This is a genomic window from Caulobacter sp. AVps18, assembly GCF_058681425.1.
This window is the reverse complement of sequence record NZ_CM178737.1, coordinates 1,014,780-1,037,082: the sequence shown is the minus strand read 5'-3', so window position 1 is coordinate 1,037,082 and position 22,303 is coordinate 1,014,780. Positions and strand designations below refer to the sequence as shown.

18 protein-coding genes are annotated in these 22,303 nt (G+C 63.3%); 3 read left to right on the top strand and 15 right to left on the bottom strand.

Going from position 1 to position 22,303, the window contains the following annotated elements; genetic code table 11:
• Window positions 1–37: 37 nt before the first annotated feature.
• Complete coding sequence (gene coaBC / locus ACW179_RS04955) at window positions 38–1,234, bottom strand: bifunctional phosphopantothenoylcysteine decarboxylase/phosphopantothenate--cysteine ligase CoaBC (RefSeq protein ID WP_492063195.1); 1,197 nt, start codon at window positions 1,232–1,234, stop codon at window positions 38–40.
• A 147-nt stretch (window positions 1,235–1,381) separates the two neighbouring features.
• Between coaBC and ACW179_RS04950 the strand changes: the two genes are divergently transcribed.
• Window positions 1,382–1,930, top strand: coding sequence for a hypothetical protein (locus tag ACW179_RS04950; protein WP_492063193.1), 549 nt, complete (start codon window positions 1,382–1,384; stop codon window positions 1,928–1,930).
• A 377-nt stretch (window positions 1,931–2,307) separates the two neighbouring features.
• Here ACW179_RS04950 and ACW179_RS04945 read toward each other — a convergent pair whose 3' ends face one another.
• The 12 genes from ACW179_RS04945 to ACW179_RS04890 all read right to left on the bottom strand — a co-directional run bounded on the left by ACW179_RS04945 (window position 2,308) and on the right by ACW179_RS04890 (window position 17,567).
• Window positions 2,308–3,510 (bottom strand): threonine ammonia-lyase, encoded by a 1,203-nt coding sequence (locus ACW179_RS04945; protein ID WP_492063191.1) that lies wholly within the window; start codon window positions 3,508–3,510, stop codon window positions 2,308–2,310.
• A 67-nt stretch (window positions 3,511–3,577) separates the two neighbouring features.
• Window positions 3,578–4,783: a glycosyltransferase gene (locus ACW179_RS04940; protein WP_492063190.1), complete on the bottom strand. Its 1,206-nt coding sequence runs from the start codon at window positions 4,781–4,783 to the stop codon at window positions 3,578–3,580.
• 177 nt (window positions 4,784–4,960) lie between these two features.
• Window positions 4,961–5,677, bottom strand: coding sequence for an ABC transporter ATP-binding protein (locus tag ACW179_RS04935; RefSeq protein WP_492063189.1), 717 nt, complete (start codon window positions 5,675–5,677; stop codon window positions 4,961–4,963).
• Window positions 5,678–5,739: 62 nt separating this feature from the next.
• The gene (locus tag ACW179_RS04930; RefSeq protein WP_492063188.1) at window positions 5,740–6,654 is read right to left on the bottom strand and encodes a hypothetical protein; all 915 of its coding nucleotides are present in this window, start codon (window positions 6,652–6,654) and stop codon (window positions 5,740–5,742) included.
• Window positions 6,651–7,325: a hypothetical protein gene (locus ACW179_RS04925; protein WP_492063187.1), complete on the bottom strand. Its 675-nt coding sequence runs from the start codon at window positions 7,323–7,325 to the stop codon at window positions 6,651–6,653. Before ACW179_RS04925 ends, ACW179_RS04930 begins: the two co-directional genes overlap by 4 nt.
• Window positions 7,326–7,381: 56 nt before the next feature.
• Window positions 7,382–8,185: an ABC transporter permease gene (locus tag ACW179_RS04920; protein WP_492063186.1), complete on the bottom strand. Its 804-nt coding sequence runs from the start codon at window positions 8,183–8,185 to the stop codon at window positions 7,382–7,384.
• Between the two features lie 62 nt (window positions 8,186–8,247).
• Window positions 8,248–8,946: a class I SAM-dependent methyltransferase gene (locus ACW179_RS04915; protein WP_492063185.1), complete on the bottom strand. Its 699-nt coding sequence runs from the start codon at window positions 8,944–8,946 to the stop codon at window positions 8,248–8,250.
• Window positions 8,947–9,011: 65 nt separating this feature from the next.
• On the bottom strand, window positions 9,012–10,232 hold the full coding sequence (locus tag ACW179_RS04910; protein ID WP_492063184.1) for a glycosyltransferase: 1,221 nt from the start codon (window positions 10,230–10,232) through the stop codon (window positions 9,012–9,014).
• 2 nt (window positions 10,233–10,234) lie between these two features.
• Window positions 10,235–11,596, bottom strand: a complete 1,362-nt coding sequence (locus ACW179_RS04905) for a glycosyltransferase family 4 protein (RefSeq protein WP_492063183.1) — start codon at window positions 11,594–11,596, stop codon at window positions 10,235–10,237.
• A 197-nt stretch (window positions 11,597–11,793) separates the two neighbouring features.
• Window positions 11,794–12,828 carry a GDP-mannose 4,6-dehydratase gene (gene gmd / locus ACW179_RS04900; RefSeq protein ID WP_492063182.1) on the bottom strand — a complete coding sequence of 345 codons (1,035 nt, stop codon included), beginning with the start codon at window positions 12,826–12,828 and terminating at the stop codon, window positions 11,794–11,796.
• A gap of 164 nt (window positions 12,829–12,992) precedes the next feature.
• Entirely contained in the window at window positions 12,993–13,475 is a 483-nt protein-coding gene (locus tag ACW179_RS04895; RefSeq protein ID WP_492063181.1) for a hypothetical protein, read from the bottom strand.
• A 504-nt stretch (window positions 13,476–13,979) separates the two neighbouring features.
• Window positions 13,980–17,567: an FG-GAP-like repeat-containing protein gene (locus ACW179_RS04890; RefSeq protein WP_492063180.1), complete on the bottom strand. Its 3,588-nt coding sequence runs from the start codon at window positions 17,565–17,567 to the stop codon at window positions 13,980–13,982.
• Window positions 17,568–18,053: 486 nt separating this feature from the next.
• Between ACW179_RS04890 and ACW179_RS04885 the strand changes: the two genes are divergently transcribed.
• Complete coding sequence (locus ACW179_RS04885) at window positions 18,054–19,028, top strand: NAD-dependent epimerase/dehydratase family protein (RefSeq protein ID WP_492063179.1); 975 nt, start codon at window positions 18,054–18,056, stop codon at window positions 19,026–19,028.
• 49 nt (window positions 19,029–19,077) lie between these two features.
• Here ACW179_RS04885 and ubiB read toward each other — a convergent pair whose 3' ends face one another.
• Together ubiB and ACW179_RS04875 are read right to left on the bottom strand one after the other, a co-directional pair.
• A complete protein-coding gene (gene ubiB / locus ACW179_RS04880; protein ID WP_492063178.1) occupies window positions 19,078–20,580 on the bottom strand; it encodes a 2-polyprenylphenol 6-hydroxylase in 1,503 nt (500 codons plus the stop codon).
• A 3-nt stretch (window positions 20,581–20,583) separates the two neighbouring features.
• Complete coding sequence (locus ACW179_RS04875) at window positions 20,584–21,342, bottom strand: class I SAM-dependent methyltransferase (RefSeq protein WP_492063177.1); 759 nt, start codon at window positions 21,340–21,342, stop codon at window positions 20,584–20,586.
• An 82-nt stretch (window positions 21,343–21,424) separates the two neighbouring features.
• On the opposite strand from ACW179_RS04875, the gene mutM reads away from it, so the two are divergent.
• Complete coding sequence (gene mutM / locus ACW179_RS04870; RefSeq protein ID WP_492063175.1) at window positions 21,425–22,288, top strand: bifunctional DNA-formamidopyrimidine glycosylase/DNA-(apurinic or apyrimidinic site) lyase; 864 nt, start codon at window positions 21,425–21,427, stop codon at window positions 22,286–22,288.
• The last annotated feature ends 15 nt before the right edge of the window (window positions 22,289–22,303 follow it).

Below are 22,303 nucleotides of genomic sequence, written 5' to 3'. Positions count from 1 at the left end.
TTTAGCCTGTTCGTCCGCCCCGCGAAAGTCGGGCGCTTCAGGCCAGGGCTTGCGCGATGCGCAGGGCAATGGCCCGGGCCACCGCGTCCTTGGGCGCGCGGTCCCAGCGCTCGGTCTGGTCGCGGGTGACCAGCAGCACGGCATTGTCCTCACCGCCCATCACGCCGGGCTCTGTAACGTCATTGGCGATGATCCAGTCGCACCCCTTGCGCGACAGCTTGGCCCGGGCATGGGCCTCGACATCATTGGTTTCGGCGGCGAAGCCGACCACCAGCCGGGGCCGCAGCGGGCCGGTAGCCGAGACGGTGGCCAGGATGTCGGGGTTCTCGACGAAGGTCAGGGCCGGCGGGCCGCCCTTTTCCTTCTTGAGCTTGGTGCCGAACGCCTCGTCCACGCGCCAGTCGGCGACGGCGGCCACGAACACGCCCACGTCGGCGGGCAGGGCGGCCTGGCTGGCGGCCAGCATCTGGCGTGCGGTCTCGACATCGACCCGTGTGACACCGGGCGGCGTGCTCAGCGCCACCGGTCCCGCGATCAGGGTAACCTCCGCGCCCAGTTCGGCCAGGGCCCCGGCGATCGCAAAGCCCTGCTTGCCGCTGGAGCGATTGGTGATGCCGCGCACCGGATCGATGGGTTCGAATGTCGGACCGGCGGTAACCAGGGCGCGTTTTCCGGCCAGCGGCCGGGCAGCCTTGCCGTCAAGCGCTTCCATGATCGCGGCAAAGATCACTTCGGGCTCGGCCAGCCTGCCGGGGCCGAACTCGCCGCAGGCCATGGCGCCCTCGTCGGGGCCGACAAAGGTTACGCCATCGGCCTTCAGGGCGGCGACATTGCGCTGCACGGCCGGGTGCTGCCACATCCGCACATTCATGGCCGGGGCCATCATCACCGGCTTGTCCGTGGCCAGCAGCGTGGTGGACGCCAGGTCGCCGGCCAGGCCATGGGCGGCCTTGGCGATCAGGTCCGCCGTCGCCGGCGCCACCACCACCAGGTCGGCCGAGCGCGACAGCTGGATGTGACCCATCTCGGCCTCGTCGGTCAGGTCGAACAGCTCCTGATAGACCTTGTCGCCGGCCAGTCCGCCCAGCGACAGCGGCGTGACAAACTCCGAGCCCGCCCGGGTCAGGATCGGCCGCACGCCGACGCCGGCCTTGCGCAGCAGGCGCGTCAGCTCCAGCGCCTTGTAGGCGGCGATCCCGCCGCCGACGATCAGAAGAACCCGCTTGTCGCTCACGGTGGTGGTCTCCGCCTGTCCTGAAGTCCTTATGGCCCATGCGCGGCGATCCGCCAAAGCCGAACCTTGTCGAAGGGACTCGACTCCTGTTCCGTTTTCGTTCATCAATCGTCAAGGTTGAAAGAATGAGGCAATGGGATCATGGGGTTGAAGCTTTTTCGCGCCGCGACGGCGTCACTTCTCGTCGCCGGAGCGCTGGCCCTGGCCGCCTGCGACGGCGGTGCGTCTGCGGTTCGCGCGCCCAAGGCGGGAGATCGCGCCGCAACGGCCGACACCACCGCGCCGCCTGTCGCCGCTGATACGGGCCGCGCCGATCCGCGTGACGCCCCGGTCAGGCTGGTGGCGGGCAAACCGTTCTGGGCGGCCAACCGCACCCGGACCGCCGAAGAGAACGCCCAGCGCGCCTTCGATCGCAACGGCCAAGCCTTTGGCGCGGCCACGGTGGATGACTATGTCGCCGTCGCCCACCGCTTCACCACGGCCCCGCCCAAGGGCGCAGAGACGCTGAAGCGCGCCAATGGCGACACGCTGATCTACGACCCGAAAGGCAACGTCTTCGCGGTGGTCTCAAAAGAAGGCGTGCCCAGAGCCCTGTTCAAGCCCGACGACGGCGAGGCCTATTGGGACGTACAAAAAGCCCGCGAAGCCCGCCGCACCACGGCGGCGCAGGAGCGGGAGTCTTCGACCAGCGGGTAGGACAATGCATGGCGAGGCCGACAAGGCTCCGCGCCGCCCTCCAGAGCCTTTTAACCTCACATGGAAGCATGTGAGGCGTCTAAAAAGGCTCTATCCTTAAACACTTAGAGCGCGCCCGGGCGGGTCGACAGCGTACACTTAAACTTGGCGCGGACTAGGAGCGGGTTGCGATCTGAGGGAATCAGATCACCCGCTCTAGTCTTCTGTTTTCACGCGCGTTCCGAAAACCGGTTCCCACTTTTCGGAACGCGCTCCAGGCGAAGGCAACGCGGCCTTGTCAGATCGCGCCCGCCTCTGTGATCCATGATCGTATCAGGGTCTTGGGTGTCGCTGTTTTCGGGGCCCGTCTTGGGTCGTCCCGGGGGTGCAGAGCGCTATCAGACGGCGCGGGGCGGATAGCCCTTCTCGCGCAGGGCGTCGATGATCTCCTGGGTGTGCTGGGCGTCGCGGGTCTCGATGGTGATATCGAACTCCGCCCCCTTGGCCGGCACGTCGAGCGCCAGACGGTTGTGGTTCACCTCGATGATATTGGCGCCCATGACGCCGATCACATTGGCGACGGTCGACAGCAGGCCGGGACGGTCGTCGCCGACGATGCGCAGGCTGACCAGGCGCTGGGCCCGCACCAGTTCGCGGGTCAGCACCGAAGCCAGAAGTCGCGTGTCGATATTGCCCCCACAAAGGATCAGACCGCACTTCTTGCCCCGGAAACGCTCGGGATAGGCCAGCAGCGCCGCCAGCGAGGCCGCACCCGCGCCTTCGGCAATGGTCTTCTCGACATTGCAGTACAGCGCCACAGCCTGTTCGATATGGGGCTCTTCCAGCAGCAGCACGTCCTCGATCAGCGGCCGGGCCACGCCATAGGTCAGCTCGCCCACCTGCTTGACCGCCACGCCTTCGGCAATCGTCTGGCCGCCGCAATGGGCGGTGATGCCCCGCATCTTGGCCGTGAAGGACGGGTACATGGCCGGCTCGCAGCCGATGATCCGGATGTCGGGATTGATCGCCTTGGCCGCCGTGGCGACGCCGCTGATCAGGCCGCCGCCGCCGATCGGCACCGGCAGGATTTCCAGGTCCGGGGCGTCTTCCAGCATTTCCAGGGCGATGGTGCCCTGGCCCGCCATGATGTCGTAGTCGTCGAACGGATGGACGAAGGTCAGGCCCTGTTCGTCGCACAGCTTGCGCGCATGGGCGTTGGCGTCGTCATAGGTCTCGCCCTCGATCACCACATTGGCCCCGAAGTCGCGGGTGTGCTGCACCTTCACGAAGGGGGTGGTCTTGGGCATGACGATGGTGGCGGGCACGCCCAGCCGGGCGGCGTGGTAGGCCAGACCCTGGGCATGGTTGCCGGCGCTGGCCGCGATGACGCCCCGCGCCTTCTCGACATCGGACAGCAGCATCAGCTTGTTGAGCGCGCCGCGCTCTTTGTAGGCGGCCGTGAACTGCAGGTTCTCGAACTTCACCCACACCTCGGCGCCAGTGATCTTCGAGAGGGTGCGCGAATAGCGGCACGGCGTCCGTTCAATGTGGCCGGCAAGGCGAGTGGCGGCGGCGCGGATGGTGTTGATGTCGACGGTCATGCGCGCACGTAACCTCTAGCCTCCAATGGCCGCAACCCTTGATGTCGCAGACGGCTGACGGTGGCCCTTAGCCCTTGATCGGCGAAGGTGTCGGAAGCTGGGGTGACGGTGTGCGTGCAGCCCTGTCGAACCCTGGCTTTTCCAGCAGTCTGGCGGCGCTCCAGGCCTGACCCAGGGCGAAGATGGCTTCCCGGCCAGCGTCTCCCAGTCGGTCCCTCAGGCCTTGGCTGGCCAGGAGCAGGCCAAGCTTCGACGCCGCGTCGTCGGTATCCGGATCGGCCCACTCCGCGCGCTTGTCGCCATAGAAAGGCACCGATGCGGCCACCGGCGTCAGGCGATAATTGACCAGCAGTTCGGGCAGATCGCTCATGAAGTCCATGACGCCGGACCAGCCTGTGCAGAGCGCGGGCCTGCCGGCCGCCAAAGCCTCGGCGGCGACGAGACCAAAGCCTTCCGAGCGATGCAGGCTGATGGTGACATCGCAGGTCGCGACCAGGCTGGCCATGGCGTCGTCGTCCAGTCGGGACTCCAGGAGGGCAATGTCGGCACGGGCGGACAGCGTCTCACGAAGCTTGACCAGGGCTGGGGCCGCGATCTCCGACGACAGGATCTTGAGGATCAAACGGCATTTCGACTGGGGCTCTGGAAACAGGGTCAGGAAGGCGTGCAGCGCGCCCGCCGGATTTTTTCGTTCCAGAGTGGAATTGAAATCAGCCATGGCCAGAACGTGCAGCTGGTTCCGGTCGAGCCCAAAGCGCGCGTGGTTTTCTGAGCGAGGCGAGAGTGGGACGGCCACAGGATGGGCCATGACCCTAACGGTGGTCCTGGCCGCCGCGAGGCTTTCACGGGTAAACTGGCTGGGCGTCCAGATTTCGTGGAAATGACGCGAGGCGCGCAGCCACGCGGGGGGTGCCTTGGGGAGCTCCCAAGCCCAGTATCCGATGATGAAGCGACGTTTCCATTGGCGGCGGGGAATTCGCGCCAGGGTGGCTTCTGCTTCCGGCGCATTGCAATGGATGATCCAGAGGCTGTCGGGTTCGCCCGGCAGATCCATGGAGAACGTCAGAGGCGCGCCAAGGACGGGTGTGAGATCATGAACCAGGACCTCGAAGCCGGCGCGCCTGAGGGCCTGGACGGTCAGCAGGCCAGCGCGCGCTATGCCGAAGGCTCCCCCCACGAAGATCGAGACGACGATCGGGCTGGCCCTCGCCGAGATCGTCGGCGAAGGCCGGCTCCGGCCCATAAGGGCGATGCGCGTCCGGCCCTGACTCAACAGCCCGCCAAGCCAGGGTTTGAAACGTGCCCTGAGGGGTTGCTTGCCTGCCGTGGTGTTCGCCAAGGTCGAACCTCTTTCAGAGTCCAGCCCAACCGGGCACCCGGTGCCAGGACGTGACTCTCAGATCTGGAATTCTTCCGACGGCGACGATCCTTGCGGACAGACCGCCGGAAACTATCCCTTGTGGTAAGCCGCCAGCACTTCGTCCGGATCGCCCAGGGCCCGGATCTGTCCGTCCTCAAGCCACATGCACTTGTTGCAGAACTGCTTGAGCAGTGACTCCGAGTGGGTTGCCAGCATCATGGTCTTGGAGGTGTGCACGAAGCCCGTCATCCGTTGATAGGCGCGCTCGGCAAAGTGGGTGTCGCCCACCCCAAAGACCTCGTCGACAATCAGAATGTCACGCTTGAAATGAGTGATCATGGCGAACATCACCCGCAACTTCATGCCCGACGAATAGGTGTCGAAGGGCAGGTGGTAGAAGGCACCGATGTCGGCGAATTCCTGGACGTCATCGTCGAACGCCTGAATTTCCGCCTTGGTCAGACCGGCCAGCTTGCCTGTGAAATGGACGTTTTCCTTGGCGCTGCGCTCGCCGTTCACGCCGATACCGAGGTCGATGAGCGTGCCAACGCTACCTTCGACCTCAAGACGTCCACCCGAGGGCTTCAGATAACCCGCAGCCGTCCGCAGCAAGGTGGACTTGCCCGAGCCATTGCGACCGATGATGCCGAGACGATCACCTTGTGCGAGGGAAAAAGAGATACGCTTCAGACCTTCGACAAGAACCGGGCCCTGCCCGCGCTCTTTCTTGAATCTCTGGGCTCCCGAGCGCGCCAGCGTGTAGAATAGAGACATTTCCCGCCCAGAAGCGTAGACAGGAAACGTCACCTCAAGGCCGTGAGCTCTAATTCCGATAGACAAGATTCTACCTCAAAATTTTCTCGACCGGGTCAGGCCGGCCACGAGTCGATAACGTCCGAATACCACCAAAGCCATTCCCACTCGTCAGGATCCGACTTGATGGGGGCCGGTATGTATTCCAATTCAGGCGTGCACAAGGGTCTTCGCGGGACGATTATGATGTCCGCTCCAGCGACCCAGGCCTCGACCTGTGGCGTCCTTCCGTCGCTGAAGTTATGGCGGCTTCTTTGGGGGACAAAGAAGGCTGAAGGCTCGTGGGCGCTGAGGCCTTCGGCGATGCTCTCGGCCTTGACGCGAACCGCGTCGAGGCCGCCCAGATAGGTCAGGTGCCACCCGCCGCGGGTGATATAGGCCGTGTCGCTACGCAGCGCGCCGTTTGTCCACACAAACGCAGCCCGGTCGCCGTCGCCCCGGCGACAGGCCGTCGCGTCCAGAGTCGCCAGCACACCGACCTTGCAGGCGACCGACCCCAGCCAGAGTGGGGTATTGACGTAGTCGCGGGGCAGGCCGTTGAGGAAGTGCTTCCGATAGACCTGGCTGAACACCGCGAAAGGTTTCGAGCGCAGGGCCTGCTGCGCGACGGGGATAGCCCCAGGGTCGGGGATTTCATCCACGTCCGAGATGATGACCATATCGTCGGGGGTCGCTCCGGCGGCCTTGAGGCCTCGCGTTATCGCATTGCGCTGGAAGTTCTCGAGGATCCACCTGTTGGCCTCGTGGCGAGGATCCACGCGCGGCCAGTCGCAGAGCTTGACATAGTGGATCCGGTCGCGCGCCACCGGCATTTCGTGAAGATGGTCCTCAAGGACAAAGCCCTTGCGGACGCCTGAGTGGGTGACGCCCATCTCCACGACGACGAATTGATCGACGGATTCAGCCAGGGTCGCCATGCGTAGCTTGAGCATGCCGATTTCGTTGTAGAAGGTGACCGCGTCGATAATCACGAGGCACGCCTCAAGAGCACGCCCATCAGCTTGAAGCTGGGCCAGGTGTGGTTGTCGTTATCCAACCGGGTTTTCGGGACCATTTCCACGCGGAAACCCGCTGTATGGAGCTTGCGAATTTCAGAAGCTGGCGGAATGACGAAGCCCAGTTCCTCGAAGTGATCGTGGCCGTCGTCGATGCCCAGCCGCATCACCGCAATCACGGCGCCGTCCGGACCGATCTGTTCGCCGAAATCACGCAGGGCTCCGATGGGGTCGGCCACCTCATTGATCAGGCTATCAATGACGACCGTATCGTCGCGATGGACCCGACCGATTCGAGCGCTCAGAACCATATCGCCCGCAGCGCGACTCCAGCGTTTCGGAAGGACGCTCAGAAGCCGGCCAGGAATTGCCGGAGCATAGTCAACGACTTCAGCCCCTGTCTTCGCCAGAATGGTGCGCAGGGGCACGTTCGGGCGTGCGTGCAGGAGGATCCGTCGGCGCGGGCTATCAAGACAACTGAGAGCCTGGCGCACGAAATAGGTGTCCCACAGGTCCTGACCGTCAAAGGGGTAGTTGGGCTGTTCGGTGACAGCCGCCTCTGAGCCCTGAATGAGCTCGTCCTGCAATCGCAAAGCAGCGTCGTGAAACGCGTCTTCGCGATAGATGGCTTCTGGCAGTGAGCCCATGCTCTGTCGTTCCCTGTGACGCGCGAACTCGCGGACGCCCTGTCGTATCGGCCAGCCTAGAGCGAGACCGATATGCGCCAGTAGGACTTGTTGAAGATGATGGTTCCGAGAACGAACAGTACGACCGCCGATGTACCGCCAATGACCCAGTTGATCATGGTGGGGGGGTCGCCCAGAAGCGGGCCCCTGACCAACTGCAGAAGGTGGTAGCCGGGATTGACCAACAGCAACGGGCTGCTCGAGAGCGAACCCTTGTCCCAGTAGATCGGCGTCAGGATCGTCAGAACGGATGTCAGGGCCTGGGTCGCAGGCGCAAGGTCGCGATAGCGCACACCCAGGGGCGCAAGACACAGCATGACGCCGGCGGAAAAGAGCAGCATCAAGGCCAGGCCAGGGATCACCAACAGGCTCTGGGGGTGGATCGGCAACTTGGCCAGGATCCAGAACAGCATGATCGCGGGCAACTGGTGAAGCATGGTCACCAGCATGTTGAGGATGCTTCTGAGGATATAGGACGCCAGCGGAAAGCTGCTGCCCAGGATCCACGTCTTGTAACGCAGGAAGACGTTGGGGCCATCGGCGATTGCGCCGACGACCGGCGTGAACATTGTTATTCCAAGACCCACATAGACACAGTATTCAAGGAACGGACGTTTGAATACAGCTCCTAGAAGAAACCCGATCCCAAGCATCATGACGAGATGAGCCAGGGCCAGCCACCAGGGACCAAGAATGGTCCGCTTGTACTTCGCGGTAACATCATCCCAGGCCATTATAAAAATGGCGCGAAGATCTGCGGGAACTGCAAACAGATCCGCTAGGCCGTTCTTGAAGCGGATGTATGGGCCAGCGCCGATCATTTAACCTCCAGCGAGCCCGTTATCGGAGCTCGAATACTCAAACATATGCATCAGCGCGAACATCATGCCCGTCTGGCGCTGACATGCAGCGTCGTCAGGTCGAACGGTCGAGGCGAGTTAGCAACCTCGGCGGCGCTTTCCAAGGGGCGCCATGAGGTTATCTCGAACCCCTCAAGAAGGCTGAGGACCCGTGCCTCGTCATAGACCCGAAAGCCCGCGCCCTCATCAAATTCGAACGGACCGCCGTGGGAATAGGAAAGCGAAAGCGCCAGATGGCCGTCATGGGCGATCAACCGGCGGATCTGGGCAGCGGCCGCCATGTCGTCGCGGATGTTTTCCAGCACTCTGAACGCGAAGACGACATCTGTTCCTCCCGGGCCGGCGTCGGGCGCTGCTTCGAGCGACGGCAAGACGTCAATCCGGTCAGGAAACTGTCGCAAGGCATCCAGCCAGCGCGCCCGCACCTCGGGGTCGCCACTGTTGTCCGCTGACCGGCCATCCACGACCTTGAAGTCCAGGTAGAATGCGCTGGCATAGAGGCTGAAGAAGCTTTCGGTCGCGCCGATCTCCATGGCCCGCCGGCCCATATCTATGGGCACGGAGGTGATGGCCGTTTCGTACTCCTCGCTTCGATCATAGCCCGCCATTACCCCGTGCAGGAATCCGTCTGGCAACGGGTAGGTGCGCTGCGCGACAAGTTCCCTGACAATGGCGCTATATTCCGCGACGAACGAAGCGCGGCGGGAGGTGGGCAAGGGCATGGCGATATCAACGCCCCCACATTGGCGGACGATCGCTGGCGCAGAGCCTAAGAATTTGATTTATATTAGACTTTTGCATGGCCGCGAATGAACTCGAGATACCCGCTGTCCCGGAAACTACGATCCCAATACACGGCTTCTCGCAGCTTTGCGGCGGATTTGGTGAGCTTGAGGGGCTTTTCTGCAAGAACCTTGATGATGGCGGCGCGAAACGTGTCGGGCGTATCGGCGATGATCACGCCAGGCTGATCCAAAAATTGCTCAAAGCCGCGCATGGCGACGGAGGTCGCGACGACCCACTTGCCCGAGGCGAGGGCCTCCGCGGTCTTCAGGTTGCTTCCGCCGCCGAATTCGATGGGGAGGATTATCGCGTGGGCACCGCGCTTGAGGGCTTCTAGCCCCCCGTCGGAGATTTCAGGGTAAAACTGGACCCTGCGGCTGTTGGCGTGAATGTGCGCCTGGTATTGCGACGAATTGAAGATCCCGTGCGAGACGCCGCCGCAGATCGCCAGACTCTTGGTCGGTGGGCGGAAAAACAGCCCCTTCTTCAAGACGAGATTCAGGAAGCCATCGATATTGGGCGGATAGGCGCTGCCGACGAAGAACAGATACTTCGCGCCCTTGTAGACATCGGCAACGGTCTGCTCATCTTCGGCGCTGGGCGTCGTGGGACGCGCCACGCCGTTGGGTACGACGAAGACGGGCGCGCCTTTGGCGTAGGCCTTGTAGTGGGTGGCGTCAGAGGCCGAAACCGCCACGACAGCGACCGAAGCGGCGGCCAGTTCAGCTTCCAGATCGGCGATATGATCTCGAACCTTGCGGGCGCAAGCTTCCGACACGCCACTTTTCCTCAGCATGTCGTACTTGAGGGGCGGCTCCCAGTTTTGCGATGAATAGATCACCGGCGTGGTGGTCGCGACGCCGGCTTTCTGAATGGCCTTGACCAGGGGCCACAGGAACGGCTGCTCAAGCTGGATGACATCTGGAGCGACCGACTTGAAGATCGCCATGAAGTGTTCATAGGCGTTGGGCGCAGTCGCGGCGAAGGCTCCCGACTGCAAATCCCCGATCAGTGGAATGTCTCGCCATTCCGAACCGATGTAGTGCAACGGAATGTCGTTCTTTGTGGTGAGAGCCTTGGGATAGTGCGGAGCCTCGAAGACCGACGCGTAGTGGAACTCCCAGCCCTGGGCCTGAAGTTGCTCGCCAAAGGCACTGATCCGCCGCTGACCGCCGTGAACCGGCTTTACAATAGGATAGGTCGAGAGGCTTAGAATGCGGGGCATGGCTAGTTCAGCGCCTTGAGTCGCGTGAAGAACAACGACGCCGCGTCATCCCAGGTGACGGGACGATAGGTCGTCGCAACGCGATTTTCGAGATCGGCCCGCGCCGCCTGATCATTGAAATAGCGCGCCAATTGCGCACTCCAGGCGATCGTGTCGATGGGATCGACATATTCGACAAACGTGCCGCCAACCTCTTCCAGCGACCCGGAACGGCTGGAGATGCAGGCCTTGCCGTGATTGAGCATCTCGGCCAGCGGCAGCCCATAGCCTTCGTAAAATGAAGGAAACAGGCCAAACGCGGCGCCGCGATAGAGCGCGTTGAGATCAGCATCCGAGATGTTCGAGAGCCGCACGATGGTGTCCTGGACCAACGGGTTGTTCTCGATCTCCTGCAACAGGTCGCCTGTGGCCCATCCTGTGCGACCGACGAAGACCAGCCGGCATTGATCCGGATCCACAAGGCCCTGCTCTATGCAGCGCGCCCAGGCCGAATAGAGCGTCCGGTGGTTCTTTCGAGGCTCGATCGTCGAGACGAAAATCGCATAGCGTTTGCCGACCAGTTCCAGCGGCAAGGTGCCAATGTCGGTGTCGGTGTCGGGAATGTCGCAGCCCAGGGGGAATGCTGCAGAGCGCGGAGGGGTAACGCCATTCTCAGCGCAGTAGGCCAGCATGTCGCGGCGCGTAGATTCCGAAATGCACATGCATATATCGGCGGTCCAGAAAAGTTCGCCGAAGTAATCCTTCAGCAAGCCGACGTAAGACGGCACCACAAAATGTGGGAACATCTGTGGAATGAGATCATAGACAACAGCGGCGTAGCGAAACTTGTAGGTTTGCTTGAGATCGTAGATCGCCCGTAGATCCTTGTACTCCCAATCAAGACCGCCGGAGATGATCGTGATGTCAGGGCCTAGGGCAATCTGACCGGTCGAAGCGTCCGATAGGGATTGTTTTGCAACCGTTGGCTCCGCTGCGGGGGCCTGGCGGCGGGCGGCCTCGTCGCGCTTGATCTCTGCGATCTGCCCCAAGGTGAAGGACCGGCCCTTCAGGCGCTGAACGAGCTGGTAGAGTCGAGGATGGGCCATTACGGCCTCGCGCATCCGATAGCGCGCCGTACGCGGCGCAGCGGGAAGGAGTGCGGGTGGTCCGGCGTTGAACTCCAGGCTCAGGCGTCCGGACAGAATGTCGTCGATGATTTCCGGCCGCAGCTGACGGAACGCGTTTTCGCGAGGCACGTAGACGCAGAATTTAAGCGAGGGGTCGATCAGGGCCGCGCGTCGGGCCAGTTCGCGCTCGACGCGGACGATGCCAACGGCATGGCCCGCCCAGCGCGCCGCAGTCGAGAGATCAAAAAAGTAGTTCAAGCTGGGCCTTTACCAATTGATTTTCTTGGCTTTCCGGTAGCAGCTGACGGAGTAGATCTCCTGCTGCTCCAGGCTTTGCATCCACGCTCGGTAATAGGGATGCCAGTCCCAGCTGCGCGCCCTCTGGGCGCTTGTGCTTAGGCCAGCCAATGCGCCGGTCCCTGGCCCGCTATGGGGCCAGGGACCGGGCAAATCGACTAGAACGACACGCCAACCTTGTTGCGGCGCATATCAGCTTCCACCATCAGGCGGCACAGTTCTTCAAGCGTGGTCTTGGGTTCCCAACCCAGGGTCGCCCGGGCCTTGGTGGCGTCGCCCAGCAGCAGCTCCACTTCCGCAGGACGGAAGAACTTGGGGTTGATCGTGATGAGCGTTTTGCCGGTCTTGCTGTCGACGCCGATCTCGTCGATGCCTTCGCCCTTCCAGACGATCGCAATGTCGAGCGCCTTGAAGGTCATTTCGACGAAGCTGCGAACGGTTTCCGTACGGTTGGTCGCCAGAACGAAAGTGTCGGCCTTGTCGTGCTGCAGCATCAGGTGCATGCCAGCGCAGTATTCTTCAGCGTAGCCCCAGTCGCGCTTGGCGTCGAGATTGCCAAGTTCGAGAACGTCAACTTGACCCAAGACCATCTTTACAGCGGTGTTGGTGATCTTGCGCGTCACAAACTCTTGTCCACGCAGGGGGGACTCGTGATTGAAAAGGATGCCGCTCGAGGCGAACATATCGTAGGATTCGCGATAGTTCACCGTCAGCCAGTGGGCGAACAGTTTTGCGGCGGCATAGGGGCTGCGCGGGTAGAACGGAGTGTCTTCGTTCTGCGGCACGGCCTGAACCAGGCCGTAGATCTCGGAACTGGAAGCCTGGTAGAATTTGATCTTGTGATCGACCATCCGGATGGCTTCGAGCAGGTTGAGCGGGCCGACGCCGGTCATTTGAGCCGTCGCAACCGGTTGGTCGAAAGACACGCCGACGAAGCTCTGGGCCGCGAGATTGTACACCTCGTCAGGCTTGCACTTTTCAATCAGACGGAACGCGGCACCGATATCGAGCAAGTCGTATTCAACAAGCTCTAGATTTTCGGAGTCCAGAACGCCGAGTTCGGAAAGGCGCCAAAAGTTCACGGAGCTGCCCCGGCGATAGGTGCCAAAGACCTTGTAGCCTCGCTGCAGCAAGAGCCGGGTCAGATACGCACCATCTTGTCCGGTGATCCCGGTAACCAAAGCCGTTTTCATACTAGCCCCTTACGATGCAGAATAGCTCTGTGTTGATGAGCGCTTACAAGAGGCGGGCCAAAATTCCAAGCCTGAACCTCGCCGCCGCAGCGGTCAAAATGACCGAGATGCGTTTGAAGCGCCCAGTTTCATCAGCCCTAGCTCCGAAACGCTATTTTTGCGTTCTAGATGCGAAATGTTGCAAGTTTACATACTTGCGTGTCGCCGTTCTGAAGTCCCCAGACTTCAACTGCGCCGCGCGTGATCGGGCTGGTTGCGAACCACCCTGTATCGGTCGCCGTGACCGTGGGCATGTTCTTGGGTACATCCACCCTTGATCGCCCGCCTTCGCCGGCTCCAACCACGATACCCTTGCTGTCAACCACGAGCACGTGGTCCATGCGGCGCTTGCCTGCGCCATCCCAGCCCCAGCCTTCCAGCCCGGTGCCTGGGCGCTCGCCTTGGTAGAGGACGCGCACGACATCGATGAAGCCGTTGCAGTCCAGTCCGACGGAGAACCGATCCTGTACCGGCTTGCCGATCATCGTCGCGGACCAGGCGGGCGGGGCCGGCAGGTTATCTGGCGAGGTCGGAACGTTGATGGGCTCTTCGCAGGCCGTGACTGCGGTCAGGGCGACAAGGGCCGCTAACGCAATTCCCAAACGCATACCACACTCCTGCGCACCACCAGGGCGCTCCCTGCGTGCCTTGACCACTATCACCATTGTGGGCGCAACAGCCAGACCCAAGGCCTTGGCCCAGGCTCTCGCCACGCCCTCCGCAGCGCCGGGTCTCCCGTCGTCTATCGCGTGATTTCGCGATGTCTCTCCGGAGGCGCCAGGCCTGATTTCGACATGTCCTGAGCGGGGTGGCCATAAAGCCTGACCCACCCCGCCACGCAGAGCGTGATGCCGGCGATCAGAAGAATGATCCACCAATGAGGGTGACGAGACCGCAGGTCGTCGAACTTGTTTCCGTGAGGCATGAAGCGCCAACGCCTCGGGCGCAGTTTTGATCCACCCGCCCGTTCCCGGTACGCCTGTGCGGACACGGGTCCCGAGGCGGGTGTCTAGAGCGCGTTCCGAAAAGTGGGAACCGGTTTTCGGAATGAAACGCGCGTGAAAACAAGAGGCTAGAGCGGGTGATCGGATTCCATCAGATCGCAACCCGCTCTAGATCAGCGCGAAATCGTCGATTGTGGGCGGTTTGGTCGGTGCCGAGATGATCCACTCGGTGACGGCGCCATTGGAGGGGTTGAGCCACATCACGTCGTCGACGTCATCCTGATTAAAGTCGCCGACGCCTGCCACGGTCCAGCCGGCCGGCATCGATCCCGGATCGAACGATCCCGCCCAGTTTCCGTCCTTGAGCAGCCAGAGATCCATCTGCCCGGTGAACTGCTCACGCCACAGGATGTCGTCGGTGGCGTCGCCGTTGAAGTCGCCAACGCCAGCGAACTGCCAGTCCGTATTATAGAATCCCGGCGCGGTGGAGCCCGCCCAGGTGCCGTTTTTCAGCAGCCAAAGGTCGACTTGGCCCGTTTGCGGATTGCGCCACAAGACATCGGCCGTGCCGTCACCGTTGAAGTCTCCGATCCCCTGCACTTGCCACTCGAGATTGTAGGCGCCCAGGATATAGGAGCCGGTCTGCTGGCCGTTGCTGATCAGGGTTGCCTGGGTGACGCCGGTGGTCTGATGACGCCACAGTAGGTCGCTGGTACCGTCGGCATTGAAGTCGCCGGCCCCAAACAGCTTCCATTCGGCCCCGGGCGAAGCCGGTGTGAACTGGCCGGCATAGCCCCCTGCTGCAATGTACCAGCCATCCAGGGCCCCGGTTTCCGGATCTCGCCAGAGGATGTCGTCGGTGCGGTCGCCATTGAAGTCACCGACCGCCACCACCTCGAACAGGCCGTGTCCGCCCGGGCTGAAACTGGCCGACTGCAGGCCGTTGCGCATGTACCATCCGTCGGTCGCGCCGGAATAGTTGTTGCGCCAGATCACATCCTGGGTGCCGTCGCCATTGAAGTCGCCGGTCGCCGCCAACGACCAGTCCGAGCCATGGGTCTTGGGGTCGTAGGAGCCCGTCCAGTTTCCACTGCGCAGGCGCCAGGCATCGGTCTGGCCGGTCGCGGCGTTGCGCCACAGCACGTCGCTGTTGCCATCACCATTATAGTCGCCAACCCCGCCTATCTGCCAGTCGGTGTTGTAGAAGCCCGGCGAAAATGATCCTGCCCAGGCTCCATTCTTCAGCATCCAGCCATCGACCTTGCCGGTGGTGGGATTGCGCCAAAGCACATCATCGACCCCGTCGTTATTGAAGTCGCCCACGCCCTGGACGTTCCAGTCCACGCTGTAGGCGCCGGGAATGAATGAACTGGTCTTGACGCCATTGGTCATCAGCCAGGCCTCGACCTGGCCATTGGAGGTGTTGTGCCAGATCAGGTCGGCGTTGTTGTCGCCGTTAAAGTCCCCGGTTCCGGCCAGCTTCCAGTCGGTCCCCTTGCTGTCGCCTGGATTGAAGTTGGCGAGGAAGACGCCGTTGTTCATCAGCCAGCCATCGAGCGCGCCTGTGGTGGCGTTACGCCACAGAATGTCGGCGGCACCGTCATTGTTGAAGTCGGTGGCCGCCGCGATTGTCCAGCCTGCGCCATGGTTGCCCGGATTGACCGATCCGGCCCAGGCGCCGTTATTGAGGAACCAGATATCGGTCTCACCGGTGCTGCTGTTGCGCCACAGGAGGTCGCTGGTGCCGTCCTTGTTGAAGTCGCTGGTCGCCAAGACGTCCCAGTTGGCACCGTGGTTTCCAGGATTGGTCGAGCGCCGCCACTCCAGCCCGTTGATCAGCCAGAGATCCAACTCGCCCGACGTGGTGTTGAGCCACAGGGTATCGTCATGGCCGTCCTTGTTGAAGTCACCGGTGGCAGCAACCTTCCAGCCTTGACCGCGGGTCGCGGGCGCATCGCTTCCGATGGAGCGCGAGGTTTGAACATTGGTCTCGGCCACGCGCAGGGTGGCCGAACCGAGCCGCGCGAACTGTACGGCGGCTCCGGAGCCTGAGCCGTCGGCGTCCCACAACAGCGCGCCCGTCGAGGCGGTGTAGATTACGGTCGGGGCGGTGCTGGTCGCCGCTGAGCCGACCACATAGGCTATGCCCGAAGCCGCCAGGCCACCAGGCCCGGCCACACCGAAGCCGGTGTGATCCAGAACGATCTTGTCGGTTCCCGTTTGGAAGTCGAGGATCGCATCCACTGCATCGCCCGGCCGGTTGAACACGAACCGATCCGCGCCGTCGCCGCCGAACAGGGTGTCTCTTCCATCGTAGCCGCTGAGGATGTTGGACTCGCCGTCGCCCCGCAGCACGTCAGCGAAGTCCGAGCCCGCGAGGTTCTCGATCGACGTGTAGGTGTCGCCCCTGGCGTCGCCCGTGTTGAACGCCAGATTGTTGAAGTCCACATAGACGCCCGTCGTCGCGCGTCGGAAGCTGGCCGTGTCCGAGCCGAGCCCGCCATCGAGATTGTCGCCGCCGCCGCCGCCTTCGATAAGGTCGTCACCATTCTGGCCGAGGAACGTGTCGTAACCGCCAAGGCCGTAAAGCTTGTCGGCGCCGTCGCCGGCCTGGATGACTGTGCCCCTGGCGCTGCCGCCCAGCGTATCGTCGAAGCCGCTGCCCAGAATGCCTTCGATATTGGCATAGGTGTCGCCCGCAGCATCGCCGGTGTTCAGCCCTGGGTTGTCAAGGAGCACCGTCACGGCCAGGGCGGCGGCCGGGGTCACCCTGGCATAGGAAACCCAGTCGAAACCTGCCCCGCCGTCCATGAAGTCGGCGCCGGCCATTCCCGAGAGGATGTCGTCGCCGCCCTCGCCGTACAGGAAGTCGTCGCCTGACAGACCCAGAATGTTGTTGCTCTTGTCGTCGCCATAGAGGCGGTCGTTGCTGAAAAACGAACCGGCGAGATCACGGAAGTTGACATAGACATCACCGGCGGCGTGGCCGGTGTTGATTGATGGGTCTTTCAGGGAAACGGTCAGGCCGACAGGCGAGGTCTCATAGTCGAGATAGTTGCCGCCCTCGCCCCCATCCATCGAGTCTGCGCCGGCGTCGCCAATGATCACGTCATAGCCGCCGCCGCCGATCAGCGTATCGGCGCCCGCCAGTCCCCAGAGCTGATTGGGCTTCTCGTTGCCGTACAGCGCGTCGTTGTAGTCCGAGCCGGTAAGGTTCTCGAGGTCAGCGCTATAGGTGTCGCCGGACGCCCAGCCGGTGTTGATCGAGATATCGGCGAGGGACGCTATGACGGCGCCCGTTGCGAGCTGGTAGCTCGCAATATCGTCGTGATCGCCGCCGTCGAAATGGTCCACACCCGAGCCGCCGACCAGATTGTCGTCGCCTGCGCCGCCGACCAGATGGTTTACGCCCGGGCCTCCGTACAGGGTGTCGCTGCCCGCAAGGCCGTAGAGCTTGTTGTCGCCGTCATTCCCATAGATGGCGTCATCGAAGTTCGTACCAATGACGTTTTCAATGGAGGTAAACTTATCGCCAAAGGCGTCGCCGACGTTCTGGCTGGGCACGCCGGAAAGATAGACGTGCACATGCGACATCGCCGCCTGGTAGGTGATCGTGTCCTCTCCGGTGCCCCCGTCAAGGTCGTCGGCGCCCCCCAAACCAGCAAGGGTGTCGTTTCCGGCCAGGCCGGAGATCGTATCGTCACCGGAGGTCCCGAGAAGTAAATTGGCGGCGCTTGTGCCTGTAACCTGAGCCAAGAGTGCCATCTCCCGTTAACGAAACTGATCCGGCCGGGGGCGCAGAAATCCTTTCCGACGCCCTGCGTGGTCAACCGGCGACCCGAGGATATCGGACCGGCTGCACGCGCGTGTCTATAAACGCTCTTGGTGTCCAAGAGGCTAACCGCCGACAGGAATTGCTAGTTTAGGGCGTGGCCGTTCGTCGCCAGCACGCCCTCATTGTGATCTTTCGCGCCGGTCCGCGCGATGATTTTGGTTAGCTTGGATGCAGCGCATGCGATGCTCGCCAGGGTCGTGACATTGATCCAGCGCGCCCTAATTTGTCGATGCGCCTTGATCATTGATGCGATACGAGCAGTGGCTGGCGGTTTGCCTGAGCGGGTTGACCGGTGGTCGGCGCAGCGGTTGACCGCAAGGCATAGGTTTCGTTACGCCCAAAGGGCAAGGTCCCCGGGGCGGCGCTTCCCCGTGTGCTTTGCTGTAAATGGTGGCTGGGATAGACGCGTGACTAAGACAGAAGATCAACGGGTTCTGGTGACAGGAGGTGGCGGCTTTATCGGTCGCGCCTTGCTCGCAAAGTTGAAGGTCCTGTGGCCGCAGGCGCAGTTTCTGGCCACGACCCGCGGTGGCGGCATGATCGACGTCTGCGATCGCGTCAGGTCCGTAAGTGTCGACCTGTGCTCGCCGGGGGCGATCACGCCGATCATTGAGCAGTTCAAGCCTACTATTGTGATTCATCTCGCGGCCCAGGCGAGTGTCCATCTGGCTTCTACGGATCAGCTGGCGATGTGGCGCGGGAATTTCCAGGCGACTTACAATCTTGTTGAAGGGCTAAGCCTTCACGCCAAAGACGCCCTTTTGGTGTTTGCGAGTAGTGGCGAGTGCTATGGCAACACGTTTATAACCAACATGTGCGTTGCTGAAGATGCCCCGCTTCAGCCCAACAATGCCTATGGGCGATCCAAGTCATCATCTGAATATCTGATACGAGACGTCCACAAAGGCCCCTACATCATTCTGCGTCTGTTCAACCAGATCGGGGCCGGTCAGGATGAGCGGTTCGTCACCTCGTCTTTCGCCGCGCAGTTGGCGCGCATCGAGCGGGGCGATGGGCCGGCCAGTTTGATGGTGGGCGATCTGTCGGCAGAACGGGATTTCTGCGATATCGACGACATGATCGATGCACTCGCGCGTCTGTTGGGCAGGGCGGGTGATCTGGATAGCAACTCCACCTTCAATATCTGCTCTGGCCAGACGCGTTCGGTCAGGTCGGTGCTCGATGAGCTTCTGGCGATGACGGAGGCGAATGTCGTTGTGGAGGTCGATCCTGCGCGGCTAAGGCCATCGGCAATTGCGCGGGCCTGCGGTTCGAACGCGGCGCTTTGCGCGGCAACCGGTTGGGCCCCCAGCACGCCGCTGCAGCATACGTTGCGAGGCCTGCTGAACTATTGGCGCCAAAGGCTGGCCGAGCAGGCCTAGAGCCCTATCATCTTGTTTTCCATGCGTTTTGCAGGAATCCTGTTCCCGCTTACCCCACCGCCAGCGCCCCGGCCGTGAAGGCCAGCGCCGCCATCACGGCCCCGGCCGCAAACCACAGCAGAGGGCTCCCCGTCTTCTGAGGCGGCGCGACGGCCACCGGCGGCGTCTCGGCCAGGCGGACCATGGCGCGCAGGGCTTTCAGGGCCTCTTCGGCAAGGTCACGCACCTTGGCGGCGGGGGAAAGCTCGCGGGTGATCCAGCGGCGGACCACCGGATCGGCGGCGGCCCAGATGTCGTGGGCCGGGTCGATGCGGCGGGCCACGCCCTCGACCGTGACCATGGTCTTTTGCAACAGCACCAGTTCGGGCCGCAGGGCCATTTCGAACAGGGCGGTGATCTCGAACAGCTGGGCCAGCAGCTTGCCCATCGACACCTCGCGGGCGTCGCGGCCGAAGATCGGCTCGCCCACCGCCCGCAGGGCCTGGGCGAAGGCATCGACGTCGTGATGCGCCGGCACATAGCCGGCGTCGAAATGGATGCGGGCGATCCGCGCATAGTCGCGGTTCAGAAAGCCGTACAGGATCTCGGCCAGATACTTGCGCTCGCCCGGCCCCAGGCGGCCGATGATGCCATAGTCGATGGCCACCAGCTGGGCGGGGGCTGCGACGAACAGATTGCCCTCGTGCAGGTCGGCGTGAAACAGGCCGTGGTCCAGGGCCTGGGCCAGGAAGCCGCGGGTGACATTGTCGGCCAGGGCCTTGCGGTCCAGACCCGGCAGGTCGAGCGACTGAGGATCTGACAGGGCAACGCCATTGGCCCAGGTGAGGGTCAGGACCCGCTTGCCGACTCCGTCCCAGATCACCGCCGGGGCGGTCATATAGGCGTCGCGGGCCATCACCTCGCCCAGCTCGGCGCAGCCGGCGGCCTCGAAGCGCAGGTCCATCTCCAGGTCCAGCGCCCGGATCACCACCTCGACGAAGTCGGTCGGCTTCAGGCGGCGGGCCTGCGGCACCAGCCGCTCGGCCAGGGACGCGGCCAGGCGCAGCACGGCGCTGTCCTGCGCCACCTGGCGTTCGATGCCGGGGCGCAGCACCTTCACGGCCACAGGCGTACCGTCCAGCAGCCGGGCCGGATGGGCCTGGGCGAGGGAGGCGGCGGCGACGGGCTCGTCCAGCTGTGAAAACAGGCTCTCGATCGGCCGGCCCAGATTACGCTCGATCTCGGCGCGGGCCTCGATGAGCGGGAAGGGCGGCAGGCGGTCCTTCAGGCGCGACAGGTCGTCGGCGAACGGCGTGCCGAAGATGTCGGCCCGCGTCGACAGGAACTGGCCCATCTTGATCGCGGCGGGACCCAGGCCCTCCAGGGCAGTGGCCAGACGCTGACCGGGCCGGCCTAGCCGGGCGCGGGGCCCGGCAAAGAGGCGCAGGGTTCGCGCCGCCAGCCGCGCCGAGGGCGGCAGGACGGGGTCGATCTCGCGCGGGATCAGGGCATCGGCCCGGACCAGCACCCAGCCCGCGCCGATCAGGCGCCGGAACGCGGAGAAACGGCTCATGGGTTAGAGCGCCCAGCCCTGGTGCATGGCCGCGACGCCGCCGGTGAAGTTGGTGATGGTCACCCGCTTGAATCCGGCCTTTTCCATCATCGACGCAAAGGTGCGCTGATCGGGGAAGCGGCGGATGCTTTCGACCAGATACTGATAGGCCTCGCGATCCTTGGCCACCCACTCGCCAACCTGGGGGATGACCTTGAAGCTGTAGGCGTCATAGGCTTTCGCCAGCGCCTCGGTCACCGGCCGCGAAAACTCCAGGCAGATGAAGCGGCCGCCGGGCTTGAGCACCCGGCGCGCCTCGCGCAGGGCCGCGTCGATATCGGTGACATTGCGGATCCCGAACGAGATGACATAGGCGTCGGCATAGGCGTCGGGCAGGGGCAGGCGCTGGGCGTCGCCCACCGTCCAGGTGATCTCCGGCTCGCCGCCCTTTTCGATGCCGGCCGCGATCATCTCGGCATTGTAGTCGATGATATTGATCAGCGCGTCGGGGCCGCCGCGACGCTCCTGCGCCTTGCGGGCCATTTTCGCAAACCGCCGGGCCATGTCGCCCGTGCCGCCGGCGCAATCGACGATCACCTCGCCCGGCTGCGGGTTGAGGCGCGCGGCGACGGCGTCCTTCCAGAGGCGGTGGACGCCACCACTCATCAGGTCGTTCATCAGGTCGTAGTTCTTGGCGACGCGGTCGAAGACCCCCCGCACCAGGCCGGCCTTCACCGAAGGATCAACGTCCTTGAAACCGAATGTGGCTGCGGGCTTGCTCATGACGTCTTTCGGCCAGGCTCTATATAGGGTCGTCCGCTATTAGACCGCTCCCTGCGTCACGTCATCCTCTTGAGGTCGTCCGTTGCCCGAATTGCCCGAAGTCGAGACCGTCCGGCGCGGCCTGGAGCCCACCCTCAGCGGCGCGCGCCTCAGCCGCGTGCGCGCCAACCGCCCCGACCTGCGCTTCCCCCTGCCCGAGGGCTTCGTCCAGCGGCTGACGGGGGCCCGGATCCTGCGGCTGGACCGGCGGGCCAAATATCTGCTGGCTCCGCTGGATCGCGGCGACACCCTGGTGATGCACTTAGGGATGACCGGGCGGTTCGAGATCGCCGCCCCTGAGGGAACCATCCGCCCCGGCGACTTCGCCCGCGAGGTCAAGCCCGACGACAAGCACGCCCACATCGTCTTCGAAACGGAAGAGGGCGCGGTGGTCACCTATCATGACCCCCGGCGCTTCGGCTTTATGGACCTGATCGCCACCGACGCCGTCGAACAGCACCCGTGGTTTGCCACCATGGGTCCCGAGCCCCTGGGCGAGGGCTTCACCGCCCAGACCCTGATCAAGGCCTTCGCCGGTCGCAAACAGGGCCCCAAGACCCTGCTGCTCGACCAGCGCACCGTGGCGGGCCTGGGCAATATCTATGTCTGCGAGGCCCTGCACCGGGCGGGCATCTCTCCGTTCAAGCCCTCAGGCCTGATCGCCGGCAAACGGCTGGGGCCGCTGACCACGATCATCAAGGAGGTCCTGGCAGAGGCCGTCGCGGTGGGCGGCTCGACCCTGAAAGACTTCGCCGCCGCCGACGGCGCGCTGGGCTATTTCCAGCACCGCTTCCGGGTTTACGACCGCGAGGGCGAGGCTTGCCCGACGGCCGGGTGCAAGGGCGTGATCGCGCGGGAGGTCCAGGCGGGGCGGTCGACGTTTTTCTGTCCGGTGTGTCAGGTTTAGGAGGGGCGATCTTAT

Coding starts and splice junctions, on each gene's coding strand:
- ACW179_RS04945 (WP_492063191.1), bottom strand. CDS start 3,510: ATGACCGTCGACATCAACACCATCCGCGCCGCCGCCACTCGCCTTGCC.
- ACW179_RS04925 (WP_492063187.1), bottom strand. CDS start 7,325: ATGGGCTCACTGCCAGAAGCCATCTATCGCGAAGACGCGTTTCACGAC.
- ACW179_RS04920 (WP_492063186.1), bottom strand. CDS start 8,185: ATGATCGGCGCTGGCCCATACATCCGCTTCAAGAACGGCCTAGCGGAT.
- ACW179_RS04915 (WP_492063185.1), bottom strand. CDS start 8,946: ATGCCCTTGCCCACCTCCCGCCGCGCTTCGTTCGTCGCGGAATATAGC.
- ACW179_RS04910 (WP_492063184.1), bottom strand. CDS start 10,232: ATGCCCCGCATTCTAAGCCTCTCGACCTATCCTATTGTAAAGCCGGTT.
- gmd (WP_492063182.1), bottom strand. CDS start 12,828: ATGAAAACGGCTTTGGTTACCGGGATCACCGGACAAGATGGTGCGTAT.
- ACW179_RS04895 (WP_492063181.1), bottom strand. CDS start 13,475: ATGCGTTTGGGAATTGCGTTAGCGGCCCTTGTCGCCCTGACCGCAGTC.
- ubiB (WP_492063178.1), bottom strand. CDS start 20,580: ATGAGCCGTTTCTCCGCGTTCCGGCGCCTGATCGGCGCGGGCTGGGTG.
- ACW179_RS04875 (WP_492063177.1), bottom strand. CDS start 21,342: ATGAGCAAGCCCGCAGCCACATTCGGTTTCAAGGACGTTGATCCTTCG.